Below are 22,694 nucleotides of genomic sequence, written 5' to 3' on the forward strand. Positions count from 1 at the left end.
AGTGGACCCGGGCGACGACGCTTATGTAGTTAAGACTGCACAATACGGATATGCGCAGGTGCTATTTATTTCGCAATTTGACGCATCCAATCGTTTAACCTGGTCCACAAGAATAGAAGGTAACGCCGATGATGACCTGGGAGCCAGAGTGTGTACCGACAGAGTAGGGAATATTTGCCTTGCCGGCAATACAAGATCTTCTAACTATCCGCTGGTAAATGCCGGGGGCTATTATAACCCTGCAGCCTGGGGCGCTGTAGTTACAAAATTTAATCCTGCAAGGCAAATGACCTGGTCGACCTATTTTCCTTATCCCTATGGGGTAGATGATGTAACTGCTGACGATAGCTGCAATTTGTATGTTGTTACAGATAAGACCGTATCAAAATTTGATAGTAGTACACGGTTGGTTTATGAAAAAGTGATCAATACCGACAAGATGTATTTCTGGAATAAGATTAATTATGATCCGGTACACGATCAGCTTCAATTGCTTGGCGTAATGAATGAAAGCTACGCGGGGTTTCCTGCCATTAACACAGCCTGCAATGGAAGTTTTTTTTACGATGGGTCATTTCCGCAAACGTATAACAACGCTACCGGGCCAATTTTTGGCACCATGGGCACAAATGGAGAATTTAGTTACCTATCCCTGGCAGATTGGGTTTACGAATATTATGATCAAAATGAAATGGCGATAGATGCGAAAGGTGATCCTGTTTATTTATTCTGTTATCAACAGGATGGATACACTATGCCTAATCCCCAGCTTACCAACCCGGGCAATGGTGCTTATTTTGATAGTACTTGTTGTTACCTTGCTAACAGCAATAGTTCTGCGTTGCTTCTTAAATTAAATGCTTCTGACCTCTCTGTAAAAACTAAGGTACAAGCCCCTGTTGGTTGCAGTTGCAACGGCACTGTCGCCGTTACTACTCAATGCGGGGTAGCTCCTTTCAAATATCTCTGGAGTAACGGCGATACTTTGGCAACAGCTAAAAATTTGTGTGCTGGTAATTACTGGGTAAAAGTAACGGATGCCAATAATCTTTCTTCCATAGCAAAGTTTGTGATAGATCCGCCATTGGGCAGCATCAGCAGCGCTATCACCGTTGTTACTCCGGAAAACTGTAATCTTAGGAATGGAACCATTCAAATGCAAACTGTACAAGGCGGAACAGCACCATTTAGTTATTCGCTGGATGGCACTACATTCCAGTCATCATCATCATTTACAGGGCTGAGTTCTAAAGTCTATAATTTTTATATAAAAGATGTTAATGGTTGCCTGTACACCGATACACTATCTGTTTCAAACCTGGCAGGGCCATCTGCGGTAACCTATGAGATTAAAAAGAGTTCCTGCATTGCCAGCGATGGACAAATAAAGGTGACTGGTGTCACGGGTGGTTCAGGTACATATCATTTTAATTTGAGCGACGGGCAAACAAACAGCACGGGCATTTTTACGAATCTTGCTGCAAAAACTTACCAGCTGGAGGTTATAGATAGTGCCGGTTGCCCACTGATGCAAACAGTAGTTGTTGCCAATGAAACTGCAGCTTCAGATGCAACCTACGTGATTGCAAATGATCATTGCAAGCAGGCAATAGGTAGTATACAGGTAAGCAATGTTACCGGCGGAATGGCTCCCTATACATTTTCAATTGATAGTATTAATTTTAATGCAGGTCCTGTTAAACAGCTACAGGAGGGTAGTTATAACCTGTATATAAGGGATGCCAATGGTTGTGTGCTTAAAAAATCGCCATTGGTGGTGGCAAACGAAGCAGGGCCAACGATCCTTACGCTCACTACAATCAATGCTTATTGTGGAAGTGTAACCGGTAACATAAAGGTCACTTCTCTGCAAGGTGGTTCAGCACCTTACCTCTATTCAGTTGACAACGGCGTAAGTAGCGAAACTGGCAATTTTACAGGGCTTCAGCCTGGTATTCATACCACGACTGTGCAGGATGCGTATGGGTGCAAGGACAATAAGTCTGTAGAGATTCTATATAAGTTTACTCCATCATTAAAGCTGGCACCGGCAGATACCACGGTTTGTTTTAATGAAACAGTTACATTACGTGTTACTGGAGATGTCAGCCAGCTAACGAATATTAGTTGGGATATTCCGGCACAGGGTGCCGTAGCGGCTATAAAAGTAACAGGTAACCAGCAGGTGCAGCTAAGTGCTACAGACACCAATGGTTGCGTCATCACAGCTACCAGTTTGCTCAAAGCAAAGGCTTGTAACACTGCAGAAAATTGCATTGCTATACCGGCAGCCTTTACTCCAAACGGTGATGGTATAAACGATAAAGTGGCCCCGATCATAAACGGTTGTCGAATAGACAATATCAGTTTTGTGGTATTTAATCGCTATGGTGAAGCAGTGTTTGAAATGAAAAATCCTGGTAAAGGGTGGGATGGTATATACAAGGGCACAGCACAGCCAGATGGCGCTTATGTTTACCAATGTACCTATACTTCCGGCGGAGTTACAATATATAAAAAGGGCACGTTCGTACTTATCCGTTAGCAGAATTTGCGACACGTTTTTGACAGTGTTGAACTGTGGCAGAAGTTGGATACTGCTGCTGATATTGAAATAGAAAAAAAGGTCCGTTATCCGGAACAACCTCTATTATATAATTACACTCCGCCGGCAAAAGATAAAAAGTGCTGGTGGAAGTTTTGGGTATTATAAAGGCTTTCAACAACCGGACACCGGATCTGTTTTTTAAAGTATCAAAAAAACCGCTAAACCAGTAACACAATGGAAGAAACAAACCAGGTCACTAACTATTTAAATGAAGAAAAGCAACAAAAATTGTACAGGTTTAACTATGCAGTACACAAAGCAAAAGGCGCCTTGTTTTTTGCTGCGGGATTAAGTTTAATCCCAATGATGCTTTCGTATTCCCGAACAGACGGACAATTAGGAAGCTTCGAAATTATTTTGTTCGTCTTACTATTTTGTTCCTTTATTGGTCTTAGTTTCTTTGCATCAAAAAAACCATTTACGGCGCTCGTAATAGCGGCATTGGTATACGTTGCCTATATCCTCATGCTTGCACTTCCTTTTTTATTTTCGCAAGGGATTTCCGGCTTAGTTATGGCTATCTACTCCGGCTGTCTTTTTAAAATAATTGTATTAACCATTTTAGGCAAAGCCTCACAAGTGGCTAAACCAATGCAACTGCTGAAAGAAGAAATGGACCTTTAAGATTTATATACACCTCTTAGACCGCACAAGGTTTAAACAAAATCCTCCCTCGAATGAGTTCTAACAATTGCAAATGGTGAAATGAAATATTTAAGAACACCCTGGATCAGGGTAGTTGTAACGTAATATTTAATTTTATTAGTTTCAAGTGCGAACAGGCATTTGCTTTTTTACTTTTTTCGAAATGAATAACATTGTTATCACCTGTGTCTATTATGATTAGTTAATTTTTCAATTGTTTGAAATGCAGTACTCTGCCAGGTAATTTTGCCTTCCTTTATCTCGAAGCAATCTGTGGCAAACGGAATATTTATGACTGGGCTGTCAGCCGTCCAAACAATATAAACCTTTTCGTCTTTCGAAATCATCTTTTTTATTTCCAAGCTAGACTTATCTTTTGGGAGCAGTGTGAATGCGTATGAAAAAAAGGAAGAGATATTTTCCATCCCTGCAATTATTCCATTTTGCGTCCAAAGTTCAGATTGTTCTGTGTAGTCGTTTAGAAGTTCCTTTAAGTTGTTATTTCCAAGAGCTTGTAAATGATGTTGAATTACATTTTCTGCAGTTGTTGTTGTTGATAGCATAAAAATAAATTTGGCAGAAAAGTAATAAAATTGTTTTCAAAAGACAATTATTATTTTGAGTAAATTAGAGTCCACAAATATTGGTCTGCCATAAGTTTGCCGCTAACGAAAAAGGTATTGCTGCAGGTGTGGAATTCATTGCTTGTCCTGCCCGGAACTACTGCCCAATAATGATTTAAAAGTACAAGATAACAACTAAAAGCCCAAGAGAATTCAGTCCGCTGGAACTGCTGCTGATAGTGAAATACAGCCGAAAATGACAACGCCCAGCCACACTTGCAGCAATACCCATGTTAGCGGAACTGGTTTTTGTCAGCTTGTTTAATTAAACGAATTTCTAAATTCCAAAGGCGTTTTATTAGTTTTATGCTTAAACAATTTGCTGAATGATTGCGAATGTTGAAACCCTAAATCAAAAGCTATTTCAGACACCGATAAGTTCGTTGTCGATAGTTTTTCTTTTGCTTTCTCGATAAGCTTATACTGTATGTATTGTTGAGCGTTTTGTCCAATTAGTGAACGCAACATATCACTTAAATAACTTGGCGTAATGTACAATTGTTCGGAAAGGTATTGAACAGTTGGAATGCCCAGATGTAAGGGCTTTTCTTTACTAAGATAATTATCTAAAATTTCTTCCAATTTATCCAATATATTATTGCTTGCTGTTTGTCGGGTAATAAATTGGCGTTTGTAAAACCGATTGGCATAATTCAGTAACAGGTCTATTTGTGCAATAACAACGTCTTGACTAAATTCATCTATCCTGCTGTTTAACTCTTCCTCAATGATTTTAAATACAGAAAGGATGATTTCTTTTTCCTTAACAGATAAATGCAACGCTTCGTTGACGGAATATGAAAAGTAGCCGTATTGCTTTATTTGTTTTGATAAGGGATAACCCAGTAAAAAATCTGGATGAAATAATAGCACGAAATCAGAAACAGTGTTGGTGTAATTCACGTCATCTCCAATTACCTGGTTAGGTGCTGCAAACACCATTCCTCCATCATTAAAATCATAATAATGCTGGCCGTATTTTACCCTGGCGGCTGAATCAGCAGAAAAAGATATTTTGTAGAAGTTCATAATATGCGACCCTTTAGGCGGTCTTAATTCTCCATCGTTATCAGAAGGTTTGATCAGACTAATTAAAGGGTGCAAAGGCTTTGGTAGCCCAAGCACCCCATGTATGTCTGACAAAGAATTAAATTTTACCGGTATACTTTCTTTTTCATTCATAAGAAATAAATCTACAGGAAATTAAACTGATTTAGAATCTATTTTCCCTTTTGGATGTTGATTTTTTGCTAAAGCTTCCACTGCGTCTTGCCATGCTTTATTTTCCGGGAAAAGTTTTGTGCGAATGTAAGCTGCGGTCATTTCGTTTACAAAAGCCACGGTTTCCGGATTTTCATCTTTGGTTTGATCTGTTTCTAAAACATCGTATCCCGAAACTCCACCCAATATATGACCACTGTTAAAAACGGTTAATAAAGTTTTAGGCGCCGGGCTGAAATTGTAGGCATCCATGCGCCAGTTGTCACGGGCTGAAAAAATTGCACTCTTATCCAGGTCTCCGGCTACTACCAGTACATCTCTTGTCATTTTAGAATAATCAGTGCTTTTAAGTATAGGATAATGTTCAGATACCCATTCTGCAGCGTCTACTCCAATGCCAGGCGCACCCATAACCACAAATGCCTTTATACGGGGTTCCTCTATATTTACCGTTTTACCGGAAACAGGATCGGCAACATGCATACCAGCAAGCATAGAAACCGTATTTCCGCCCAAAGAATGCCCAACTGCCGCAACCCTGGTTTTATCTGTTCGTTCGGTAAGATTGGGAATTGCTGAAAGAATGTCTTCAATGCGATCATAAACATAGATCATATCTTCTGCCCTGGATTTCCAAAACAGGGGGCCTTCGGGTCCGGTTGGATCGAGTTTTAATGTTTTTGAATCCTGGTGAGTTGGTTGTATCACTACAAAACCATGAGACGCATAATAGTCAACAATCGGGGCATACCCCCGGTAGGAAGATAGAAAATTTGATGCTCCATGACCGTGTGATAATAAAATAACCGGAAGATTTTCTCCACTTACCGGTGCTGTAATCTTAACTTCTAAATCTACCAAACGGTTTGGAACTTGAAACACGATTGGACTAACTGAAATGATCTGATTTTGATGTGTCATAATTTTTAATTTTAATTGATGACTCAAAAGTCAGCATTCTCATTTTTTTGAATGTAGCTCTATTAAGGATTATTGTAGTCGAATTGAGGGACTTGTTATTAGTAGGGTCTGTCTTACCATTGCCGCTAACGTTCAGGGCTTTATGATGTTGGGATATTTCCATTCGTCCGCCCAAAACCGATGCTAAATATATAAATTAAAGTTCATTGTTTTTCCTAAACTTCAAAGGTGCTAGTCAAGCCCAGACTGAAGACTGGCTTTGCTTTTAGCTGATGATAGTTGGTCAAGCCCCAATAGCATAAAACCCCATGTTATGTGCAGTACTGGCTACTTTGTGAATTAAGATTCTAAACATTCTTATTATTTCCTCACCCATTGATTTGTGTATCCCAACTGAGAAGCTTAATTTAGAAGATAAGGCCTTATATAATAAACCTAGATTAAATAGTTTTCATTTAATCAAAATACTTTAAGGCAATAACTGTGTTTTCTATCATATTCACTTATTGCTCCCACTATATTTTCAAATAAATAAAAGTGCTTATCCCCATTTCCATTGAGTATTTCGAAACTTGCTTTACCACATTGCTCCATGTTTTTACGATACACAACTTGCGGAATATCAGAAATTGAAAACACATATGATCCTTTCTTTTTAGCTATAATGCCAATTTTCAAATTATACTTGTTGTTAGATTCCAAAAAACTCAGTTGTTTAACCCTTTTAGGATCTAAGGTTTGAACAGAGTAAATTTCACCTTCCACTTTCACAAAATCAAAACTATCAACAGCACCTCTTTCATACGTACCAAACTTTTTTATATCTTGAACTAATAGCGTTGTACCAAGATTTACTACTGATACAAAATCTACTTCACTGCTTGTAGTTAAATCTTGCATACGGGTCGATGTTTGACATATTAACCAAAGGGTGTCTCCCAGAGGAATACTATCGTTCTCACCTAAAAAGGAAGCTGTAATTGAAAAAGAATAATTTGATTCATTGCAAGGTTTTTGACACGCCGTGAATTGAAGAAGAAACCACGTTAGTAATAAAAGCGTTATCGAAGATTTCATAAATTAATAGTGATATTTAAAACAAATTTCTTGGTATCTAATTAAAAGCCTGAAGTTTGATATATTCAAATCTTCATCACACTAACGTAAAATACTTCAAACTTAGAATAAGTTGTGAATTCAAAAATTCAACCAATATTTTTAAATTGATATTTCTTATTTCCTTAGCCAAGTAAGATAACAAATAAATGTCGATGCTTCTAACATTAAGGGTTAAATTGTATTGCACATAAAGCCCCATGTTATACGCAGACATATTTGTACATCTTCAAATTAAGTTCTCGCAGAAAGACTAAAACTCATAATAACAATTATTGAATTAGGCTGGCCATTCAAATTCTGAATCCAAAACTCTTTTAATTGTTGAAAAAATTCTCACTTCTCTTTCTTCTCCTTCAAGTAAGTTGGCATAAAAATATTTTTCTGAAACCAGCTTTTCAAATCCAAATATTATTGTCCTTTCGTTATAAGTATACGAATCACTATCTTCAGCAACTTTCCAAAATTTTGACAACCGTCCATCAGATATTTTAAAGCAGCCTGAAAAAAGGTACATTGAATAATTAACGCCAACACCATCGAAATGATCCTCACATACTAAATACCACTGAAATCTTTTAAAAGTCGCTATGCCATAAACTGTATATTCTTTATTAATAGTAACTTCAAAATGACTGCTTTTGTTGTAGGAATAAACGCCTTCTGGTAATGCAGCACCAGTATTATCAATACATTTAACTTTCATAATTTAATATTCGAATACAGTCGTTTTTGATTGATGGAATTTCTAATGAACTTGAACTCGTATAAGTTTGCGTATAACGAGCAGGGTTTTATGCAGGTTGGGTATTAGTATTTCGTCTGCCCAGAACCGCTGCTGATTGAAAATATGTTGATGAAGTTAAGAATTAATGCTCAGCGATGTTTGTCCAGCCGACAACTAATGCCTGGCTTTGCAATTTGCTGAAGCTAAGTTTGTCAAGCCCAACTTGCATAAAACCCCATGTTATAAGCCGTTTTTTGAACGTTTAGCGTCATAATAAAAACTCCAATGCGGTACATATCCGTGGTCTATGTCACCACTGTCAGGTGATGGAAAAAACTTAAACTGTTCTATAAAATTATTATGTCTAATTGTATCAATTTCTGCCAATAAAAATTCTTGTGTTGTATTCGGAAAAAACCTTTTTTTTATCGTATCAATTGCTTCCTGTTTTGTCTTGTCAGTCATTTGAACGCTAATTGCCCAATAGCCACGAACTCTTTGAATTTGTCGAAGATTATCTGTTTCAATGTAAAGTGTCCCAATCATTGTACCCGTACTTTGTCGAGCAGAAAAGAACTTGTCAAGAGTAATATATGAGTGGCCGTCACCTTGTCTATTAGTTGTGTCTTGGTAAAAATTAGGTCTTGAAGTTAGCTTGTCAAAACGTTCATTAAAAACAAAAAGGGGTGCCCCTTTATAAAATAAACTTGAAGTGTCTGAATATACTTTTGGTCTGTCAGCATTACCAGTTTGTCCCGTATACAGGATAACGTCAACAAACACATGAATGAGAGAAGAAGCTTCATTTAAAATGGCTTATAAAGCCCCATGTTAGCTGCCGTTTATTTTTTCCAAAAGTCGTTGTGATATAAATGGTCAACAAATATTTCAAAAGTACTACCTAATGAAATAAAGTCATTTTTGTCTCCAATGTAAGGAAGGATCCCAAAATTCATTTTATCATCTCGAGTGTCGATTACATACATCTCGTTACCGCCGTCTGTTCCAATAAAAACAATCCAAGGGAAAATTTCACCTCCATACTCTTTCGTGTATCTTTCGATTTGTTCAACCTGCAGAAATATCGAATACGATTGTCCTACTTTTCCATTATATCCGTTAGTCCTGCGTAAGAACGCAATATAATCTTCCGGAAACTTTATTGCCAGTAACTTTTCTACCTGTTTAATATTGTCCAAGTCGGCGGCTGGAAAAAATTTACTGATACCGCCATAATCTTCAGAACTACTTGGATCGCTGAAATATTTTTTTATGATGTCTGTCATTGATGTCTTTTACCGAAGTGTGTCATTGAATGGCAGCTAACGTATCGGGCTTTATGATGCTGGGATATTAACTTCCGTCTGCCCACAACCAAAGCTAAATTAATAATGAAAAGTTCATTGTTAGTACTAATGTTCAAAGATGCTGGTCCTGCCGAAATTAATGCCTGGCTTTCCTTTTAGCTGATGTTTGTTGGTCAAGCCCCAATAGCATAAAACCCACTGTTGCGCGAAGGCATTTAGTATTCAATAAGTTTCTCTAAAGTCAAATGATTCGCAATCCTAACTCTAAATTGTTTGTTGTTAGAAATTGTTTCGCCGTTTTTAGTAAAAGTATAGTCAACTTGCATTTTTAAAGACTCTGTATGTTCAATCGAATATTGTCCTGATAATGCGAACTTATTCATTTTTGAAAAGTTGTTGATTTCAAAAAAGGAATTCATTTGGATGGGTTCACTATGCAAAGAGTCCCAAGCCAGCGGTCGAAATGCTGGCTTTACAATTTCATTTTTATCATTGTAAATCGTCAAATCGAATTTTATAAATTCAATGTCGCTTCCTTTGGTAATAATCGCTTCGATACTCACTCTGTCAAACATTTCTGGTTGCAATTTGAATTCTACTGTCAAGTCATTCTCCTTGTAAAGGGAAATATGGTTTATGTTGTCTTTGTCAATAATAAACTGTTTAGTCATATTAGGCAAGCCAGCATAAATTGCTGTCATGGCCAAAATGAAAAGTAGTGCAGCTATAATCAATAAGAGTTTCTTGCTTTGAAGTTTATTTCTTTGCGAAAACAAATAAAGCAAAGGAATGCTAAGAAGGACTGTCATTATTAAAGCAACTGTTCCGCCTGCATTTGAAAAGTAAAGTCGTCCGTGACTACCTGCAAGAGCAAATGCTAAAACAAAGAATGAAAGTAGAAGAGCAGTAATTTGAATTGCAGAAAATGTCAAGACTCGTTTTGTCATTAGTGGTGTGTCTGTTTTGCTTACGCCCAACGGGCAGGGCTTGCTGCAGGGGTGGAATTCATTGCTCGTCCTGCCCGGAACCGATGTTAAATTTATAATTAAAAGTTCATTTTTTTACAAAAGTTCAGATTTGCTGGTCAAGTCCAAACTGAAGACTGACTTTGCTTTTAGCTGAAGATTGTTGGCTAAGCCCCAATAGCATAAAGCCCCATGTTGTGCGCAGTTACCTATTTAGGATAAACGATTAACCTAATCTGTCTATATGTATCTATGTCCCTTTTGAACATCAGAAGATAAGCATTGAGTTGGTTTAACCGTTGCCATTTCACATCATCTCTTTCTGTTTCTTCTAAAAACTTACTTTTTATATTCCTAACAGATGGAGTGCCAAGCAGTTTTGTAAAAGTTAAATCAAGAGTAGAAAACTTTCTGTCGAAAGTCTTGATAATATTTGTTCGAGGCGAGGCTGAATTAACTGAGACTGAATCATTAGCAACTTCAGCAACATCCCACTCATGCAAAATTGTTCGAACTGAATCATCGGATGTTGCGTAGTATTCTAATGTATATTCCATTCCTTCATCTGCGGATGACCGCAAGAACCGTTTGACATTCGTTAATCTGAAATGTGCCTTATTGGGATAAAGACTTGTGTCAATACCGACTGTATACTCATAAGAAATGTCTTTAGAGCCGATATTTTGTTCCATTTCTATGGCGTTTTCAAGGGTTATGGGAAAAGAGTTCACAGAGATATCTTCTGAATCAATAGCTTTTTTTGTATTACATCCTATAAGCAACAAACTGCAGGCAATAACTTTGGACAATAATGAAGTCATGTGTAAATATTAATTTGAATGTATAATTGCGCACAACGACCGGGCTTTATGCAGGTTGGGTATTGTTATTCCGTCTGCCAATTACCGATGTTGTTTGAAAATGTGATTTTCAATTTACAACCTTCTGTTGAAAGTTATTTGTCAGACCATGACCGCTGCCTGGCTTTGCACTTTGTTGAAAGTTTGTTTGTCAAGCCCAACTTGCATAAAACCCCATGTTGGTAGCAATGTTATTTGGTCTTGTGGAATTTGAGTGTCTTTAATGCTTGAAGAAATAATTTTTCGTTTGCTGGCTTTAAATTGTCACCATACAAATTAAATCTGTCTACGTCAGCGCCGCCTTGCCATAAACTGTCAATGTAAATGCCTGTTGTTCCAATACCTGGTTTTCTTGGGAAAACAATTTTGGCTTTGCGTCCATCAATTGTGTCCCACGAAATATTATTCTTCTTGAATTTGTCTGGGTCAATGCCTTTACGGCTATCAACAATAAAAAATTGAGAAGTGTCAAGCACATCTAAATCTTTTAAAATTGAACGCTCAATAATTTGAGGCTCGCGTTCAGTCAACGTGTTTGAGTACCAACCTAAGTCAAAATCTATTGTGTCGATATTGTCAATTGCAATTCGTCCGACGTAACTGTCAGTGCCTTGTGCTTTAACTTTTGTCCAACCGTTTGGTGTCACAATAGAAAATGAGCCAAAGTCCAAAGTCTGATTGTCTGCTTTTGGTTTGTGGTCTGCACAACCGATGGTTAAAAGCAGTAAAAGCCGTGGAATTATTTTCATAAACGTGAAGTCTCTAAACATTGCTACCAACGTATCGGGCTTTATGATTTTGGGATATTAACTTCCGTCTGCCCACAACTGAAGCTAAATTAATAATTAAAAGTTCATTGTTTATACTAAAGATCAAAGATGCTGGTCAAGCCGAAGCCGATGCCAGGCTTTGCTTTTAGCTGATGTTTGTTGGTCCAGCCCCAATATTATAAAACCCAATGTTGGCAGCTACTCATTTTTTTGGTCTATTGTTAAATCGAGATAAAATTGCTGTGAAGTCCAAATTCTTTTTTCCTTTTAAGTTTGATATGTTTTATCACGTCATCTTTTGATTTAAATTCCGGAAAACCATAACCTGTCCAAAGGTCGATAATTCTGTCTCCTTGAAATTTAAACATTAAAATGCTAGTTGATATTCCAATGCCACCAGTCAAATATGTTATAAGGAAAATGTCTTTGCTAGTCGAAAAGAACAATAATTTTCGACTTGGTAATTTTCCAGATGATGTACAACAGCATCTATAGTCTTCATTTGGATTTGCAAGGGAAAATTTGTCCTTTGTCAAACAGTCAAGTTGTTGCTTTATAAAAGCGGGGAGTTTCTTTTTGTCAGTATAGGATTGAAAACTTTCACTTTGTAAATCTGAAAGAAAGGTGTCCAAATTTTCATCCAATAGGATTTTGATTGTGTCAACAGTTACTCCACAATTATTTTGTCCGAATGAATTATAAGAGAGTGTCAAAAAAAGTAGAAGGATAAAATAATTGATCTTTGTCATGCCTATTTAATTGGAACGGAATTAATATTTGAGTTGCAGCTAACGGTCGGGTATTGCTGTCAGGCGGGGAATTCATTGCTGTGTCTGCCCCCAACCGATGATGAATAAAGATATAAAAAGTAAAAGATAACAAGCAAAAGCCCAACAAAGCTTGTCCTGCCCAAACCGAAGCTGATAGCGAGCTGCAGCCGAAGATAACAAAGTCCTGCCCTGCTTGCAGCAATACCTTTGTTGTACGCTGCCTTATCACTTACTTCTTTAATAAAAAGGCGATGAAAATGATTGGACCAACAACAAATATTACAGTTAGAAATTTCCAAATGTCACGTGTTGTGAAAGATAGCGTGTTATACCTAGCTAAAATAATCTTTACTCTTGTAGGTGAGTAATATCGATTTATAAAAAACATAAGTAAGAAAATAAAAGGAAGAGCGAAATATTTGTTGGGCAATGCCATCAATATCAAATTTTGTCCAATTATTTTCGATAATACAATTATGAATAGTAATATGAGCATCATGATGCAAAGCGAAACAATACATGCAGCGCTAAACCTTTGAGATTGATTCTTAAATCTTCCATAATAATAAAAAGCAGTCGCAAAAACGTTGTTCCAAATCTTCATTTTAAAAATTAATTTTCGTTTTCGTGAAAAGTGCGAAAAGGTAGCGTACAACACGTAAATATATGATATTAGGTGTTAGCGATAGAAAAAATTGGATTTACAAATCAATGAGTTGGTGTTATACATTTTGTATTGTTGTTAGTATAATCTACCATTCATTTAATCAGCAATGAAATACGATATTTGTACTATACCATTCAATACGTAATCCGCAACCGTCTTTTACATTGATTAGTTAGTTGTTTAGCAACCCAAAACAATTCCAGTTATGCTTCACACAGGAAGGCAATCATTTGAATTGAAGCAATATATATAAATGCTTCAAACTTCATCACGAATTTACCTGATGGAAGCGACGGAATAATTTTATTCCTCTGATTTCACAACATGCCCGCCAAAAAATTCAGCCAAGTCTTGCATGTCGTTTTTGGGGTTATGAAAAACCCATTTGCTTGTATAAGAAAGCGTACCCCAATAGTATTTATTTACCATAAGGTACCAAACGTTACTATGGCCAGCGACTGAAACTTTTGAGAGTATGCCAGTGTATTTTTTTCCCTGGTATTCGAAGGACACGGGTTCGCCGGGTGGACTGTAACTAGGTTTTAGCATTGTATTTTCTTAAGTTTTAATTTGCTAAAATAGTTAGTATTTATAAACGGGCAAAGACTTGTGGATTACTTGTTTTTGAAGACATGCTGCCTTGGCGGTCGCCAACCAGGTACGGCCAGTTCAATCAGCTATTTGGCTAAACTAGTTTCCACCTGTCGGCAAGATAAACCTGCTGAATTACCAACTGGTATTTTTCATCCCATATTCCTTTTTGAAAACTATCACCTACATTCTCATCCCTCGTCCAGATAGCAACTCCTAAATATTCTCCCTGCCGCCAAAGGTGATACTCTCTGTCGTAGATTAAATCAGCGTGTTCGTGTACGGCGGGATTAAGCGCCTTCAATTCCTTTATTAATTTATCCGACATGTCATCAATTTAAAGTTTGATAGAACAATGTGCCTGCCCCGTCCTTAACAATGGTGCTTTAAATGCGAGCAGTCAAGTGCATGTCTGTTTACATTACCACCCAATCATTCCAATAGTCGTTTTAAAATTTTAGCGTTCTTCATTTGTACTTGCAACAGGCTCTTGTTGTTCTGGATATCCTGCCACAAATCGCCTTTCTTTTTAACCCTTTCAGTCATGTTGTTGATGGTGAACTGTTGAGGATCCAGCGTTGCCCTTACCTCCTTCCATTCAAGCGGAGTAGATACGCATGGGATAGTATGCGGCCTAACCGAATAAGGGGCAGCAATGGTATCTGCATAATCGTTTTGATTGGGATCAATGTAGAGTTTTTTTCCGCGGCTGTCAACACTGACCTCAGTGGTAGTAACCGATGGAACCAGCCGGTGGATCTCACCGCAAATATATTCCGCAACGGTCCGGGCATACGTAAACGCTATGCCCTTGCAAGGCAACAAAATATGCATGCCGGTTTTGCCGGATGTTTTTATAAAGGCCGCAAGTTTATGTGCATCAAAAAATGACTTTGCAGCCCCGGCAGTCTCAATCACTTTTTTAAAGTCGGCATCACTGGGATCAAGGTCAATAACAATGTAATCAGGTTCTGCAGGGTTTTGTATGCGGGAAGTCCAGGGATTAACATCAATACAGCCCAGATTGATCATGTATAATAAGCTTGCCTCATTATTGCATACCAAGTAGTCAATCTGATCGCGTTTTCCTTTCATTTTATGCTTGCGCTCATCTGTAAATATGTCTGCACACTCAGGTTGATGGCCTTCCATATCCTTGATGTAAAATCCAGGGGCTATTGCGTTCACTTGTTTTATGTGCAAAGACTGTGGTCTGTTTTTGATGTAAGGCAAAATCAAGTTGGTCATTGAATGATAATACTGAATAAGGTCGTACTTTGTAACCTCCTTCCACAGTTGCTTTTCAACGTTGTTTAATTCAATGGTACAACCTCCAATGTCGAACTGCTCGCTGCTGGTAATCTTTTGTTTTTCAATGGACGGCCAATTGGAATCGATTGGGGATGGCATAACCGACGGTTTACCACGACTCGTTTTTAAAGCGGAAGGTTTTTGCTTTTCTGCAACATTATTTACAGGTGATTCTCTTACAACCGACGATGCAGGCTTGTCGTTACGAAAGCCGAGGAAGATGGCAGGCTTCCTTATTTTACCACTTTTAGTCCAGGTGGCGAATTTAAAATTCGCCACCAGTTTTGGCTTCGCCCAATGTATTTTACCTTTCGTGTCAACCTCATTTACAAAGGGGTTTTCCGGAACTTCAAGCGCCTTCAGCTTTTTCAAGATAAAGGGCATTTCTGCTTCTTTAAAGCCACCTCCGCCGTGGCCGATCCACTCCAGAGCCTTGTTATTATAAGCTCCAAAAAGCAGCGAGGCAAATGGCCTGCCCCGGTCGGATTCCACCCAACCACCAATTACAAATTCCTGCCTTTTTTCTGTGGGTATTTTCAGCCAATTATTGGCCCGTTCGCCCGGCCGGTAGATGCTTGTTCGCCGCTTCGCAACGATACCCTCCATCTGCAGCGCTTCCATCTGTGCAAACAAGGCCATGCCGTCGTCGAAATGTTCGCTATAGCGGATGATTTCGTTTTTGGCAAATAACGCTGCAAGGAGCTGTTTTCTAGCTGAGAGCGGAAGCTCCATCAGGTCATAACCATCCAGCCAAAGAATGTCGAACACATAATAGTAAAGGGGACTGTCATGACCGTTAAATTTTTGAAGGGCATCAAAGTCAGGCCGCCCTGCATCATTCAACACAATTACTTCACCATCGAGCACAACATTGAACTTAAGCGCCTTTAATGCATTTGCTACAGGTGGGTATTTTTGTGTATAGTTTAGCCCACCCCTGGAATTCATTTGCACAGTTCCCTTATTCACAAATGATACGATTCTATAGCCATCCCATTTTACTTCGTACAAATAATCGGGATCATTAAAGGGTTCCTTCACCAATGTGCAGAGCATAGGTGACACAGCTGAAGGGAGCGCTGACTTCTTACCGCCACCCTGTATGAGGCTATCAATGCTTGCCCTTGTCATTGCTCATTATTTCTTTTCCAGTGCCTCTCTCACGGCCTTTACGGAAGTACCCGCTTTTGCAACAACTTGTATCAATTCTTCTTTCGAAATGCCGAGGGTTTTTGTCCAATAGGTAACTTCATGTTCCTCATGGACATTTATCCGGGCAGCATCCTGCGGACGTGTTTTATTTAAATTGTCTGACATAATTGGATTGTTTAGAATAGAAGCAATACAAATCCCAGACCATTGTAAGCCTGCCCTGGACAGTTCAACACAAAACTGCAGCAGCACGTTTGAAAAGAAAATTATCAGCGAACGCGGACGATCAGCAATTTGAAGCAGGATGTATGCAACAGTCAACCATTATCACTTATTTTTGTTGATCGGTGATGAAAACAATAGAATTCAATATAACGTTTACATACAAAGGCCAGCAAATTGAGGCGCATTGCAGTAAATTCCAGGTACATAAGGTGCCTCAAATCTGGGTTCATTACGGCGAGCCTATGAAAGAATTTGCCTTCACCTTTTATGAGACAGAAGATCCTAAACAAAAATACTTCTGGTTTCCTTTGCCTGACTTTAGAAATTCCATTGCCAGGAGTATTTCCACCGCATTAGCCCAAAGTACTGAAGCCAGCCAACCTCTCTAATTGAACTTTATTACCCGTCAATAATTTGTGGATTCTTTGCCTATTGTTTAGAAAATAAAATGGCACCGACTATTAAGCCGATGATCAATGCGATTATTATGGTCAGTATGCTGGGGCTGGAAGTTGATCGCGCATCCTGTAGTTGTTTCTGATAATTTGTGGCCAGGTTATTTGCTTGCTGAATCATTGCATCTTTTTGGCTTTGCTGATTATGCAAATTTTGTATTTGGTCATTCAGGGATTTCATTTTCTCAACCTGCAGTGTATTTATCTGAGTTAACTGGCTTTGGTGTAAAGCGGTAATATCCTCCATTTGCTTCTTTAAATTATTAACTTCGGTTAAGTGAAGGGCAGCTTTGTCGGTTGCTGTTTTGCCTACCAGCTCTTCAAAAGATTTTAATTTATCTGTGAGCGTTTGCATTTGCTCTGTATAATTCTTTTTTGTGTCAGCCAGCGTCTTTTCATTTAGCTCTTTTGTGGCCTTGAGTTGCTCATGTAAGTTTTCAATTTGTTTGTTGTAAACCGTTGTCAATTCGGTTTTAGTATCCTGGATAATCTTTGCCTTTGATCTTTGAAATTCTTCAATCGTAGTGTTGTGGATCTCCTTTAAATAATTGCCAAATTGTGTTGGTGTAATAAATTTTTTATCGGATAGCTTTTCAAATAGAGTAACATCCGTTGCGTGACCAATGGCTGATGCAATTATAGTTTTGCGCTCCAGTATAGCATTGCATATTTCAAGATTTTCAAAGATTTCTAAATTTTCACCTCCACCTCTTGCAACACAGATTATATCTGTATCAGGCGTATCTAATGATATTATTTTATTAATGATTTCAGCAGGAGAAGACAATGAAACCCGGTGGTATTCTATGTTGTATAAAGCGATTGCAGCCTCCATCCCTTTTTTAATATCCGAATCTATAATGCCGGATCTGCCCATTATCACTTTTATGGATAAACGCTTATTATTGAAAATTGCATTTTTTATGTGAGCATCCAGATCCTTAAAACCGGTTGCTACTTTCTTATTGATAAGGAGAATTTTTTTTACTTCTTCTTCCGAAAATTTGTTTACTGTTTGGGTTAATAATTCTATCAGGTTAAGGTGTATAACGATGCGGCCTTGCTTATCCATCTTGCGTGTTATAAACCCATTTAATTCAATTGTTTTATTATCATCTAATTGATTGTGTAATAATTCAGAGGTTAGTAGTGTGATTGAATAATCGCTTGCCTCGTCCTTTAAAGTATCGTAGTAGTAGCCGCCATAATTTTGAGTGCCACTTTTTTTGAATATCCCACGCACCTGGATAATTTTCTTTTCTTCTTTTGTAACCGTGGCAGCATTAAATATTGCAACCAATGATGCAGGTGAGAAAAAAACCGCATGCGCCTGTTGTTCGGTTGCACTAAACTGATTGGGCTGAAAAGTGGTGTCTACATTCATGTATGAATTTTGAGAGATAAACCGTTATTCAAAGTTAACCCCGGGAATGTTACTACAATCTATCATTAACAGAAGCTTGGCCACAAAAAAGTCCCGAAGCAGTGTTAAATTATCCGTCAATAATTTGTGGATTTTTTGCCGTCCATTCTCATCTTGCAAGCAATTAAATTTGTTGTATGCAGACTGATGAGCAACTTCATGAATTAATCATTACAGGCAAAATTTGCCCGTACTGCCTGGGTAAAACTGAATTTGTGGACAGCATCAAAGTATATCCCCGAAGCCTGGGCATGATTTATTATTGTGACCCATGCGCTGCCTGGGTGAGCGTACATAAAGGCACTGACCGGGCAATGGGGAGGCTGGGAAATGCCAAATTGAGGGAGTGGAAAAAAAATGCGCATGCCGCATTTGATACTATCTGGAAGTCACAGCTTGACGGTCAGCAGTCAAAATATGTACTGCGGAATGCAGCTTATGCCTGGCTGGCGGAAAAACTTGGTATGCACATTAGCCAGGTGCATATTGGATATTTTGACGTGGAGGAGTGCAAAAAAGTAGTTGAATACAGTCTCGAAAGAACGAAGCATATTGAAAAAATGCCCAGTGTCTTTCCTGCAGATGCCAACCTCAAATCAGGGCTGGCCGGTAAGTTCAAACATTTTGAAAGAGTGCTTTACCCACCGTTAAAAACAAAGTTTAAAGATGGTTTTTGGTATGATCCCAAAAAAATGTGTTATACGTTTTATGCTCCCTTAGCTGAATCGCTGGAACTGTATTATGATTTTTATCCGGCAAAAAATAAGTTACATCTGCGCAGACAAAACAAATGGTTACCCGATGGCTGGGCCTGGATTGTTCAGCATCTCTTACCGCCGGCTTCTCCTTAAAATATAGATTATACAACTTCCTGCTTATACATTATCTGCGAATGATTGCTAAATTATTTAGTATTTAACATGAAATGTTGTAATTTGCTTTCAAATCACCGGCTATGGAAAGTGAAGCAACAATTTTAAAAGTGGATACTAGCAAACGCGTTGCACAGGATATCAATACTGAGCCGACAGGCTTTCCCTCGCCCGCTGCAGATTTCTTTGAAGAAGCTATCAATATTCAGGACTATTTAACACCGAATCCAACGGCCACGTTTTTTGTTAAATATACAAGCCATTCTATGAAAGAAGCGGGCATCTTCCCCGGGTCTATCCTTGTGATAGACCGAAGCCTGCGGGTAAAAAATAATGCCATTGTACTGGCTGTTATCAATGGTGAGTTTTATGTAAAACATTATATCAAAAATAGCAGCGGCATCCGGCTGGTGGCTGCAAATAAAAATTGTCAGCCCATTCCGATCAGTGATGATATGGATTTCAGTATTTGGGGAGTAGTTGCTAAAATTATAACAGATGTGGATTGCATTAGTGGATTGTAATAACTTTTATGTTTCGTGCGAACGCCTGGGCAGACCCTCCCTGGAGGGCAAGCCGGTTGTGGTACTCTCCAACAATGATGGCTGCGCTATTGCAAGAAGCGAAGAAGCAAAGGCGCTTGGCGTTAAAATGGGCACGCCTGAATTCATGATCAATACTGCAGTACAAGATAAAATCATCAAGTGCAGTTCTAACTATCCGCTGTATGGCGATTTAAGTTCGAGGGTGATGAAAACGATGGCCAGCTTTGTGCCCCGCATTGAAGTCTATTCCATTGATGAGGCTTTTCTTGATATGGGTGGCATGAGCACGGCCAGCGTGTACAAGACAGCCACCAATATCCGGAATACTGTTAAAAAGAATATCGGCCTGCCGGTTTCTGTTGGCATTGCGAAAACAAAAACGCTGGCGAAGATGGCCAACAAGTTTGCGAAAAAACATGGCGACGGTAAAGGAGTGTTTTTTGCAGCTGATGAAAAACTGGTAGAAGAATTACTGGCCGCCACCAGGGTAGAAGATATCTGGGGTGTGGGGAAGCAATACGCGGAATTGCTGAGAAGCAATGGTTTTGAAACGGCCCTCGATGTCAGCAATGCGCCGGAAGAATGGATCAGAAAAAATATGACCGTCGTTGGCCAGCGGCTGCAGAACGAATTAAGAGGTATTCCGTCCATCGATTGGCAGTTTAATGCCAGGATAAAGAAGAACATTTGCAGTTCAAAATCATTTGGCAAAATGCTGAAAGATAAAGTGACGATTCAGAAAGCGGTGTGCAACTATGCAGCCACCTGCGCACTGAAACTGCGTAAAGATAAATCCTGCGCTAAGTCGGTGGCGGTGTTTGTTCAGACCAATCCTTTTAGAAAAGGGGATGTTCAATATACCAGGAGTATTATTGTGCACATGCCTTCGCCTTCAAATGATACTTCTGTTATTATCAAGCATGCCGTTCAGGCATTTAATCTTATTTTTAAACAGGGTTATAATTACATGAAATGCGGTGTTGAAGTTCATGGCCTGGTACCGGAAGCACAGGTGCAGCTGAATTTGTTTGATGATAGCGATAGCCCCAAAAAGAAAATCATAAAGTCCGCGATGGATAAGGTAAATAAAAGTTTCGGCAAGGATCTTGTCAGGTATGCCATGCAGGAATCGGATGAGGGATATAAGCTGCGGGCGGCTTATTTGTCCAAAAGATTCACTACGAATCTGAATGAAATTATTGAAGTAAATTTATAATAAAAACTATGTGCTATATCAATGGGGTGCGTGTAACACACGCTGAATTTATTAGCTATAAACAACAGGAAAAGGAATTGAGGCAGTTAATGGAAGGTAGCCAGCTAAGGGAAATTCGCAAGGGTTTTGATTATACGCAATGGCCCGTTATAAAACCTTCAGCAGATGGTAAAGATTGGGATCTGGTGTTAATGGAATGGGGTTTTATCCCATCCTATTTAAAAACCCGGGCGGAGGTGGCCAAATTCAGAAACGGTTATGTAGGTCCGGATGGCAAGTGGGTTAAAGGTTATACTACACTGAATTTTGTGGGTGAAGAACTGATGGAAAAATTTATGTACAAGGAGGCTGCATTAAAGCGTCGTTGCCTTGTATTGTCAACCGGATTTTTGGAACATCAGCATATAGAAGTAATGGGCAAACGAGGCAAACCGCTGAAAACTCCGGAAAAATTCCCCTACTATATCACTGTTAAGGACAGGCCGTATTTTTTCTTTTTAGGAATCTACAACACCTGGACAGATCAAGAGACTGGTGAAACCGTAGATACTGTCAGTTTTGGTACTACAGAGGCTAATAGTTTGATGAGGCAAATACATAATAGCAAGAACAGAATGCCTGTAATACCTCCAATAGAGCTTGCAGAAGAATGGACAGACCCGAATTTGTCACCACGCCGCATTATTGAACTTACATCTTATCAAATCCCATCACGAGAAATGCAGGCTCACATGGTTCCTAAAAATTTTCTTGAACTGGATGACCCTACAGTGCCCTGTAAAGATGAAAGAGTGCCTGATTTAATCTACGACGAAAATGAAATTTAACATAACCATGAATACCTGGGATCACGCCAGGAAAGTAGCCGGAAATTTTTCTTTCCTGGTTGAGTTAATCTATGCGTCTGACCAGGTACAAAGATTTAAATTAACCGGCGGTACAAAAGAAATGGTACTGGAAAGAAACTTGCTGATTAAAAGTAAACTTTTCAAAAACTGGAAAATAAAAGACCTCAACTTCCGGATGGAAATTGTAAATGAAGCAACGGTGATGACTTTGCATGATATTTATAAAAAGATTGAAGAACAAATGGACGGTGCACGAAGCATTGCTTATCAAAGACAGGAGTTGTAAAGCAAAGCACCAACTGCTAACTGAGGATGTAAATATTTAATAGAACTATAAAAAATCAACGTTATGGAGAATGAAATCATGAATGTGGAGTTTACTGAACCGTTAAACCGGTTTCTTGCTGGCAATGGTTATACGCATGTACTTTCACTTGGTGCGGATGATAGTGATTGTAAGACTGACACAGATGATAAGGTTGTGTATTGGTTGGAGCCTTTAAAACCCCAGGACGACCGAATTAAAGAAGCTGACTGTGATTATCCAGTAACGCCAATTTTAGACAGTGAGGTATTTGAGATGGCCGAAGGCCAGGATAATACTGTTTTTATGATTAAGGTGCCGGCAGAAGATTTGAAGCTGTATGAAAGTGATAAATAAATAATAATCTAGCAAAATCTTGGTTATCATTAGATACCTGTCCATGATTTGTCCGGAAATATTTTGCTGGCACCAATCAATAATTCAATAAGTTTTTCTGACAGCATAACTAACTTTTAAGCTTGTGAGAGTACCCATCAAATTTGAGCATGAGGGGAAATCTTACAATGGACATTTTGATTCAGTCAATGGGGC

The 22,694-nt window shown here is 38.7% G+C and carries 24 protein-coding genes; 9 read left to right on the top strand and 15 right to left on the bottom strand.

Annotation, left to right across the window (positions count from 1 at the left end; genetic code table 11):
• Both JWR61_RS05120 and JWR61_RS05125 read left to right on the top strand, forming a co-directional pair.
• The coding region (locus JWR61_RS05120; protein WP_301926763.1) for a gliding motility-associated C-terminal domain-containing protein at window positions 1-2,545 on the top strand (2,545 nt) is incomplete at its 5' end.
• 237 nt (window positions 2,546-2,782) lie between these two features.
• Window positions 2,783-3,232 carry a hypothetical protein gene (locus tag JWR61_RS05125; RefSeq protein WP_301926764.1) on the top strand — a complete coding sequence of 150 codons (450 nt, stop codon included), beginning with the start codon at window positions 2,783-2,785 and terminating at the stop codon, window positions 3,230-3,232.
• 200 nt (window positions 3,233-3,432) lie between these two features.
• Here JWR61_RS05125 and JWR61_RS05130 read toward each other — a convergent pair whose 3' ends face one another.
• The 14 genes from JWR61_RS05130 to JWR61_RS05195 all read right to left on the bottom strand — a co-directional run bounded on the left by JWR61_RS05130 (window position 3,433) and on the right by JWR61_RS05195 (window position 16,419).
• Window positions 3,433-3,816, bottom strand: coding sequence for a nuclear transport factor 2 family protein (locus JWR61_RS05130; RefSeq protein ID WP_301926765.1), 384 nt, complete (start codon window positions 3,814-3,816; stop codon window positions 3,433-3,435).
• Between the two features lie 321 nt (window positions 3,817-4,137).
• Entirely contained in the window at window positions 4,138-5,058 is a 921-nt protein-coding gene (locus JWR61_RS05135; RefSeq protein WP_301926766.1) for an AraC family transcriptional regulator, read from the bottom strand.
• A 21-nt stretch (window positions 5,059-5,079) separates the two neighbouring features.
• The gene (locus JWR61_RS05140; RefSeq protein WP_301926767.1) at window positions 5,080-6,018 is read right to left on the bottom strand and encodes an alpha/beta fold hydrolase; all 939 of its coding nucleotides are present in this window, start codon (window positions 6,016-6,018) and stop codon (window positions 5,080-5,082) included.
• A gap of 459 nt (window positions 6,019-6,477) precedes the next feature.
• Window positions 6,478-7,095, bottom strand: coding sequence for a hypothetical protein (locus JWR61_RS05145; protein WP_301926768.1), 618 nt, complete (start codon window positions 7,093-7,095; stop codon window positions 6,478-6,480).
• A gap of 319 nt (window positions 7,096-7,414) precedes the next feature.
• A complete protein-coding gene (locus tag JWR61_RS05150; protein ID WP_301926769.1) occupies window positions 7,415-7,840 on the bottom strand; it encodes a hypothetical protein in 426 nt (141 codons plus the stop codon).
• A gap of 261 nt (window positions 7,841-8,101) precedes the next feature.
• On the bottom strand, window positions 8,102-8,644 hold the full coding sequence (locus JWR61_RS05155; protein WP_301926770.1) for a hypothetical protein: 543 nt from the start codon (window positions 8,642-8,644) through the stop codon (window positions 8,102-8,104).
• 59 nt (window positions 8,645-8,703) lie between these two features.
• Entirely contained in the window at window positions 8,704-9,147 is a 444-nt protein-coding gene (locus tag JWR61_RS05160; RefSeq protein ID WP_301926771.1) for an SMI1/KNR4 family protein, read from the bottom strand.
• Window positions 9,148-9,383: 236 nt separating this feature from the next.
• A complete protein-coding gene (locus tag JWR61_RS05165; protein ID WP_301926772.1) occupies window positions 9,384-10,115 on the bottom strand; it encodes a hypothetical protein in 732 nt (243 codons plus the stop codon).
• Window positions 10,116-10,342: 227 nt separating this feature from the next.
• On the bottom strand, window positions 10,343-10,954 hold the full coding sequence (locus tag JWR61_RS05170; protein WP_301926773.1) for a hypothetical protein: 612 nt from the start codon (window positions 10,952-10,954) through the stop codon (window positions 10,343-10,345).
• Window positions 10,955-11,184: 230 nt separating this feature from the next.
• The gene (locus JWR61_RS05175) at window positions 11,185-11,742 is read right to left on the bottom strand and encodes a hypothetical protein (protein WP_301926774.1); all 558 of its coding nucleotides are present in this window, start codon (window positions 11,740-11,742) and stop codon (window positions 11,185-11,187) included.
• Between the two features lie 242 nt (window positions 11,743-11,984).
• The gene (locus JWR61_RS05180; RefSeq protein WP_301926775.1) at window positions 11,985-12,512 is read right to left on the bottom strand and encodes a hypothetical protein; all 528 of its coding nucleotides are present in this window, start codon (window positions 12,510-12,512) and stop codon (window positions 11,985-11,987) included.
• A gap of 1,373 nt (window positions 12,513-13,885) precedes the next feature.
• A complete protein-coding gene (locus JWR61_RS05185; protein WP_301926776.1) occupies window positions 13,886-14,119 on the bottom strand; it encodes a hypothetical protein in 234 nt (77 codons plus the stop codon).
• Between the two features lie 104 nt (window positions 14,120-14,223).
• Entirely contained in the window at window positions 14,224-16,233 is a 2,010-nt protein-coding gene (gene ligD / locus JWR61_RS05190) for a DNA ligase D (RefSeq protein ID WP_301926777.1), read from the bottom strand.
• 6 nt (window positions 16,234-16,239) lie between these two features.
• Window positions 16,240-16,419, bottom strand: coding sequence for a DUF3606 domain-containing protein (locus JWR61_RS05195; protein WP_301926778.1), 180 nt, complete (start codon window positions 16,417-16,419; stop codon window positions 16,240-16,242).
• Between the two features lie 185 nt (window positions 16,420-16,604).
• Between JWR61_RS05195 and JWR61_RS05200 the strand changes: the two genes are divergently transcribed.
• A complete protein-coding gene (locus JWR61_RS05200) occupies window positions 16,605-16,868 on the top strand; it encodes a hypothetical protein (RefSeq protein WP_301926779.1) in 264 nt (87 codons plus the stop codon).
• A 40-nt stretch (window positions 16,869-16,908) separates the two neighbouring features.
• Here JWR61_RS05200 and JWR61_RS05205 read toward each other — a convergent pair whose 3' ends face one another.
• Complete coding sequence (locus JWR61_RS05205; protein WP_301926780.1) at window positions 16,909-18,318, bottom strand: exodeoxyribonuclease VII large subunit; 1,410 nt, start codon at window positions 18,316-18,318, stop codon at window positions 16,909-16,911.
• Window positions 18,319-18,494: 176 nt separating this feature from the next.
• Between JWR61_RS05205 and JWR61_RS05210 the strand changes: the two genes are divergently transcribed.
• The 6 genes from JWR61_RS05210 (at window position 18,495) to JWR61_RS05235 (ending at window position 22,499) form a co-directional block, all read left to right on the top strand.
• Window positions 18,495-19,208, top strand: coding sequence for a zinc-finger-containing protein (locus JWR61_RS05210; RefSeq protein ID WP_301926781.1), 714 nt, complete (start codon window positions 18,495-18,497; stop codon window positions 19,206-19,208).
• 104 nt (window positions 19,209-19,312) lie between these two features.
• Entirely contained in the window at window positions 19,313-19,753 is a 441-nt protein-coding gene (locus JWR61_RS05215; protein WP_301926782.1) for a LexA family transcriptional regulator, read from the top strand.
• Window positions 19,728-20,990: a Y-family DNA polymerase gene (locus tag JWR61_RS05220; protein ID WP_301926783.1), complete on the top strand. Its 1,263-nt coding sequence runs from the start codon at window positions 19,728-19,730 to the stop codon at window positions 20,988-20,990. The genes JWR61_RS05215 and JWR61_RS05220 overlap by 26 nt, the downstream gene beginning before the upstream one ends.
• Before the next feature lie 8 nt (window positions 20,991-20,998).
• Window positions 20,999-21,817: an SOS response-associated peptidase gene (locus JWR61_RS05225; RefSeq protein WP_301926784.1), complete on the top strand. Its 819-nt coding sequence runs from the start codon at window positions 20,999-21,001 to the stop codon at window positions 21,815-21,817.
• Window positions 21,807-22,124, top strand: a complete 318-nt coding sequence (locus JWR61_RS05230; RefSeq protein WP_301926785.1) for a hypothetical protein — start codon at window positions 21,807-21,809, stop codon at window positions 22,122-22,124. Before JWR61_RS05225 ends, JWR61_RS05230 begins: the two co-directional genes overlap by 11 nt.
• Window positions 22,125-22,187: 63 nt before the next feature.
• Window positions 22,188-22,499, top strand: coding sequence for a hypothetical protein (locus JWR61_RS05235; RefSeq protein WP_301926786.1), 312 nt, complete (start codon window positions 22,188-22,190; stop codon window positions 22,497-22,499).
• Window positions 22,500-22,694 lie beyond the last annotated feature (195 nt).

Source organism: Ferruginibacter sp., from assembly GCF_028288465.1.
Classification (GTDB): Bacteria; Bacteroidota; Bacteroidia; order Chitinophagales; family Chitinophagaceae; genus Ferruginibacter.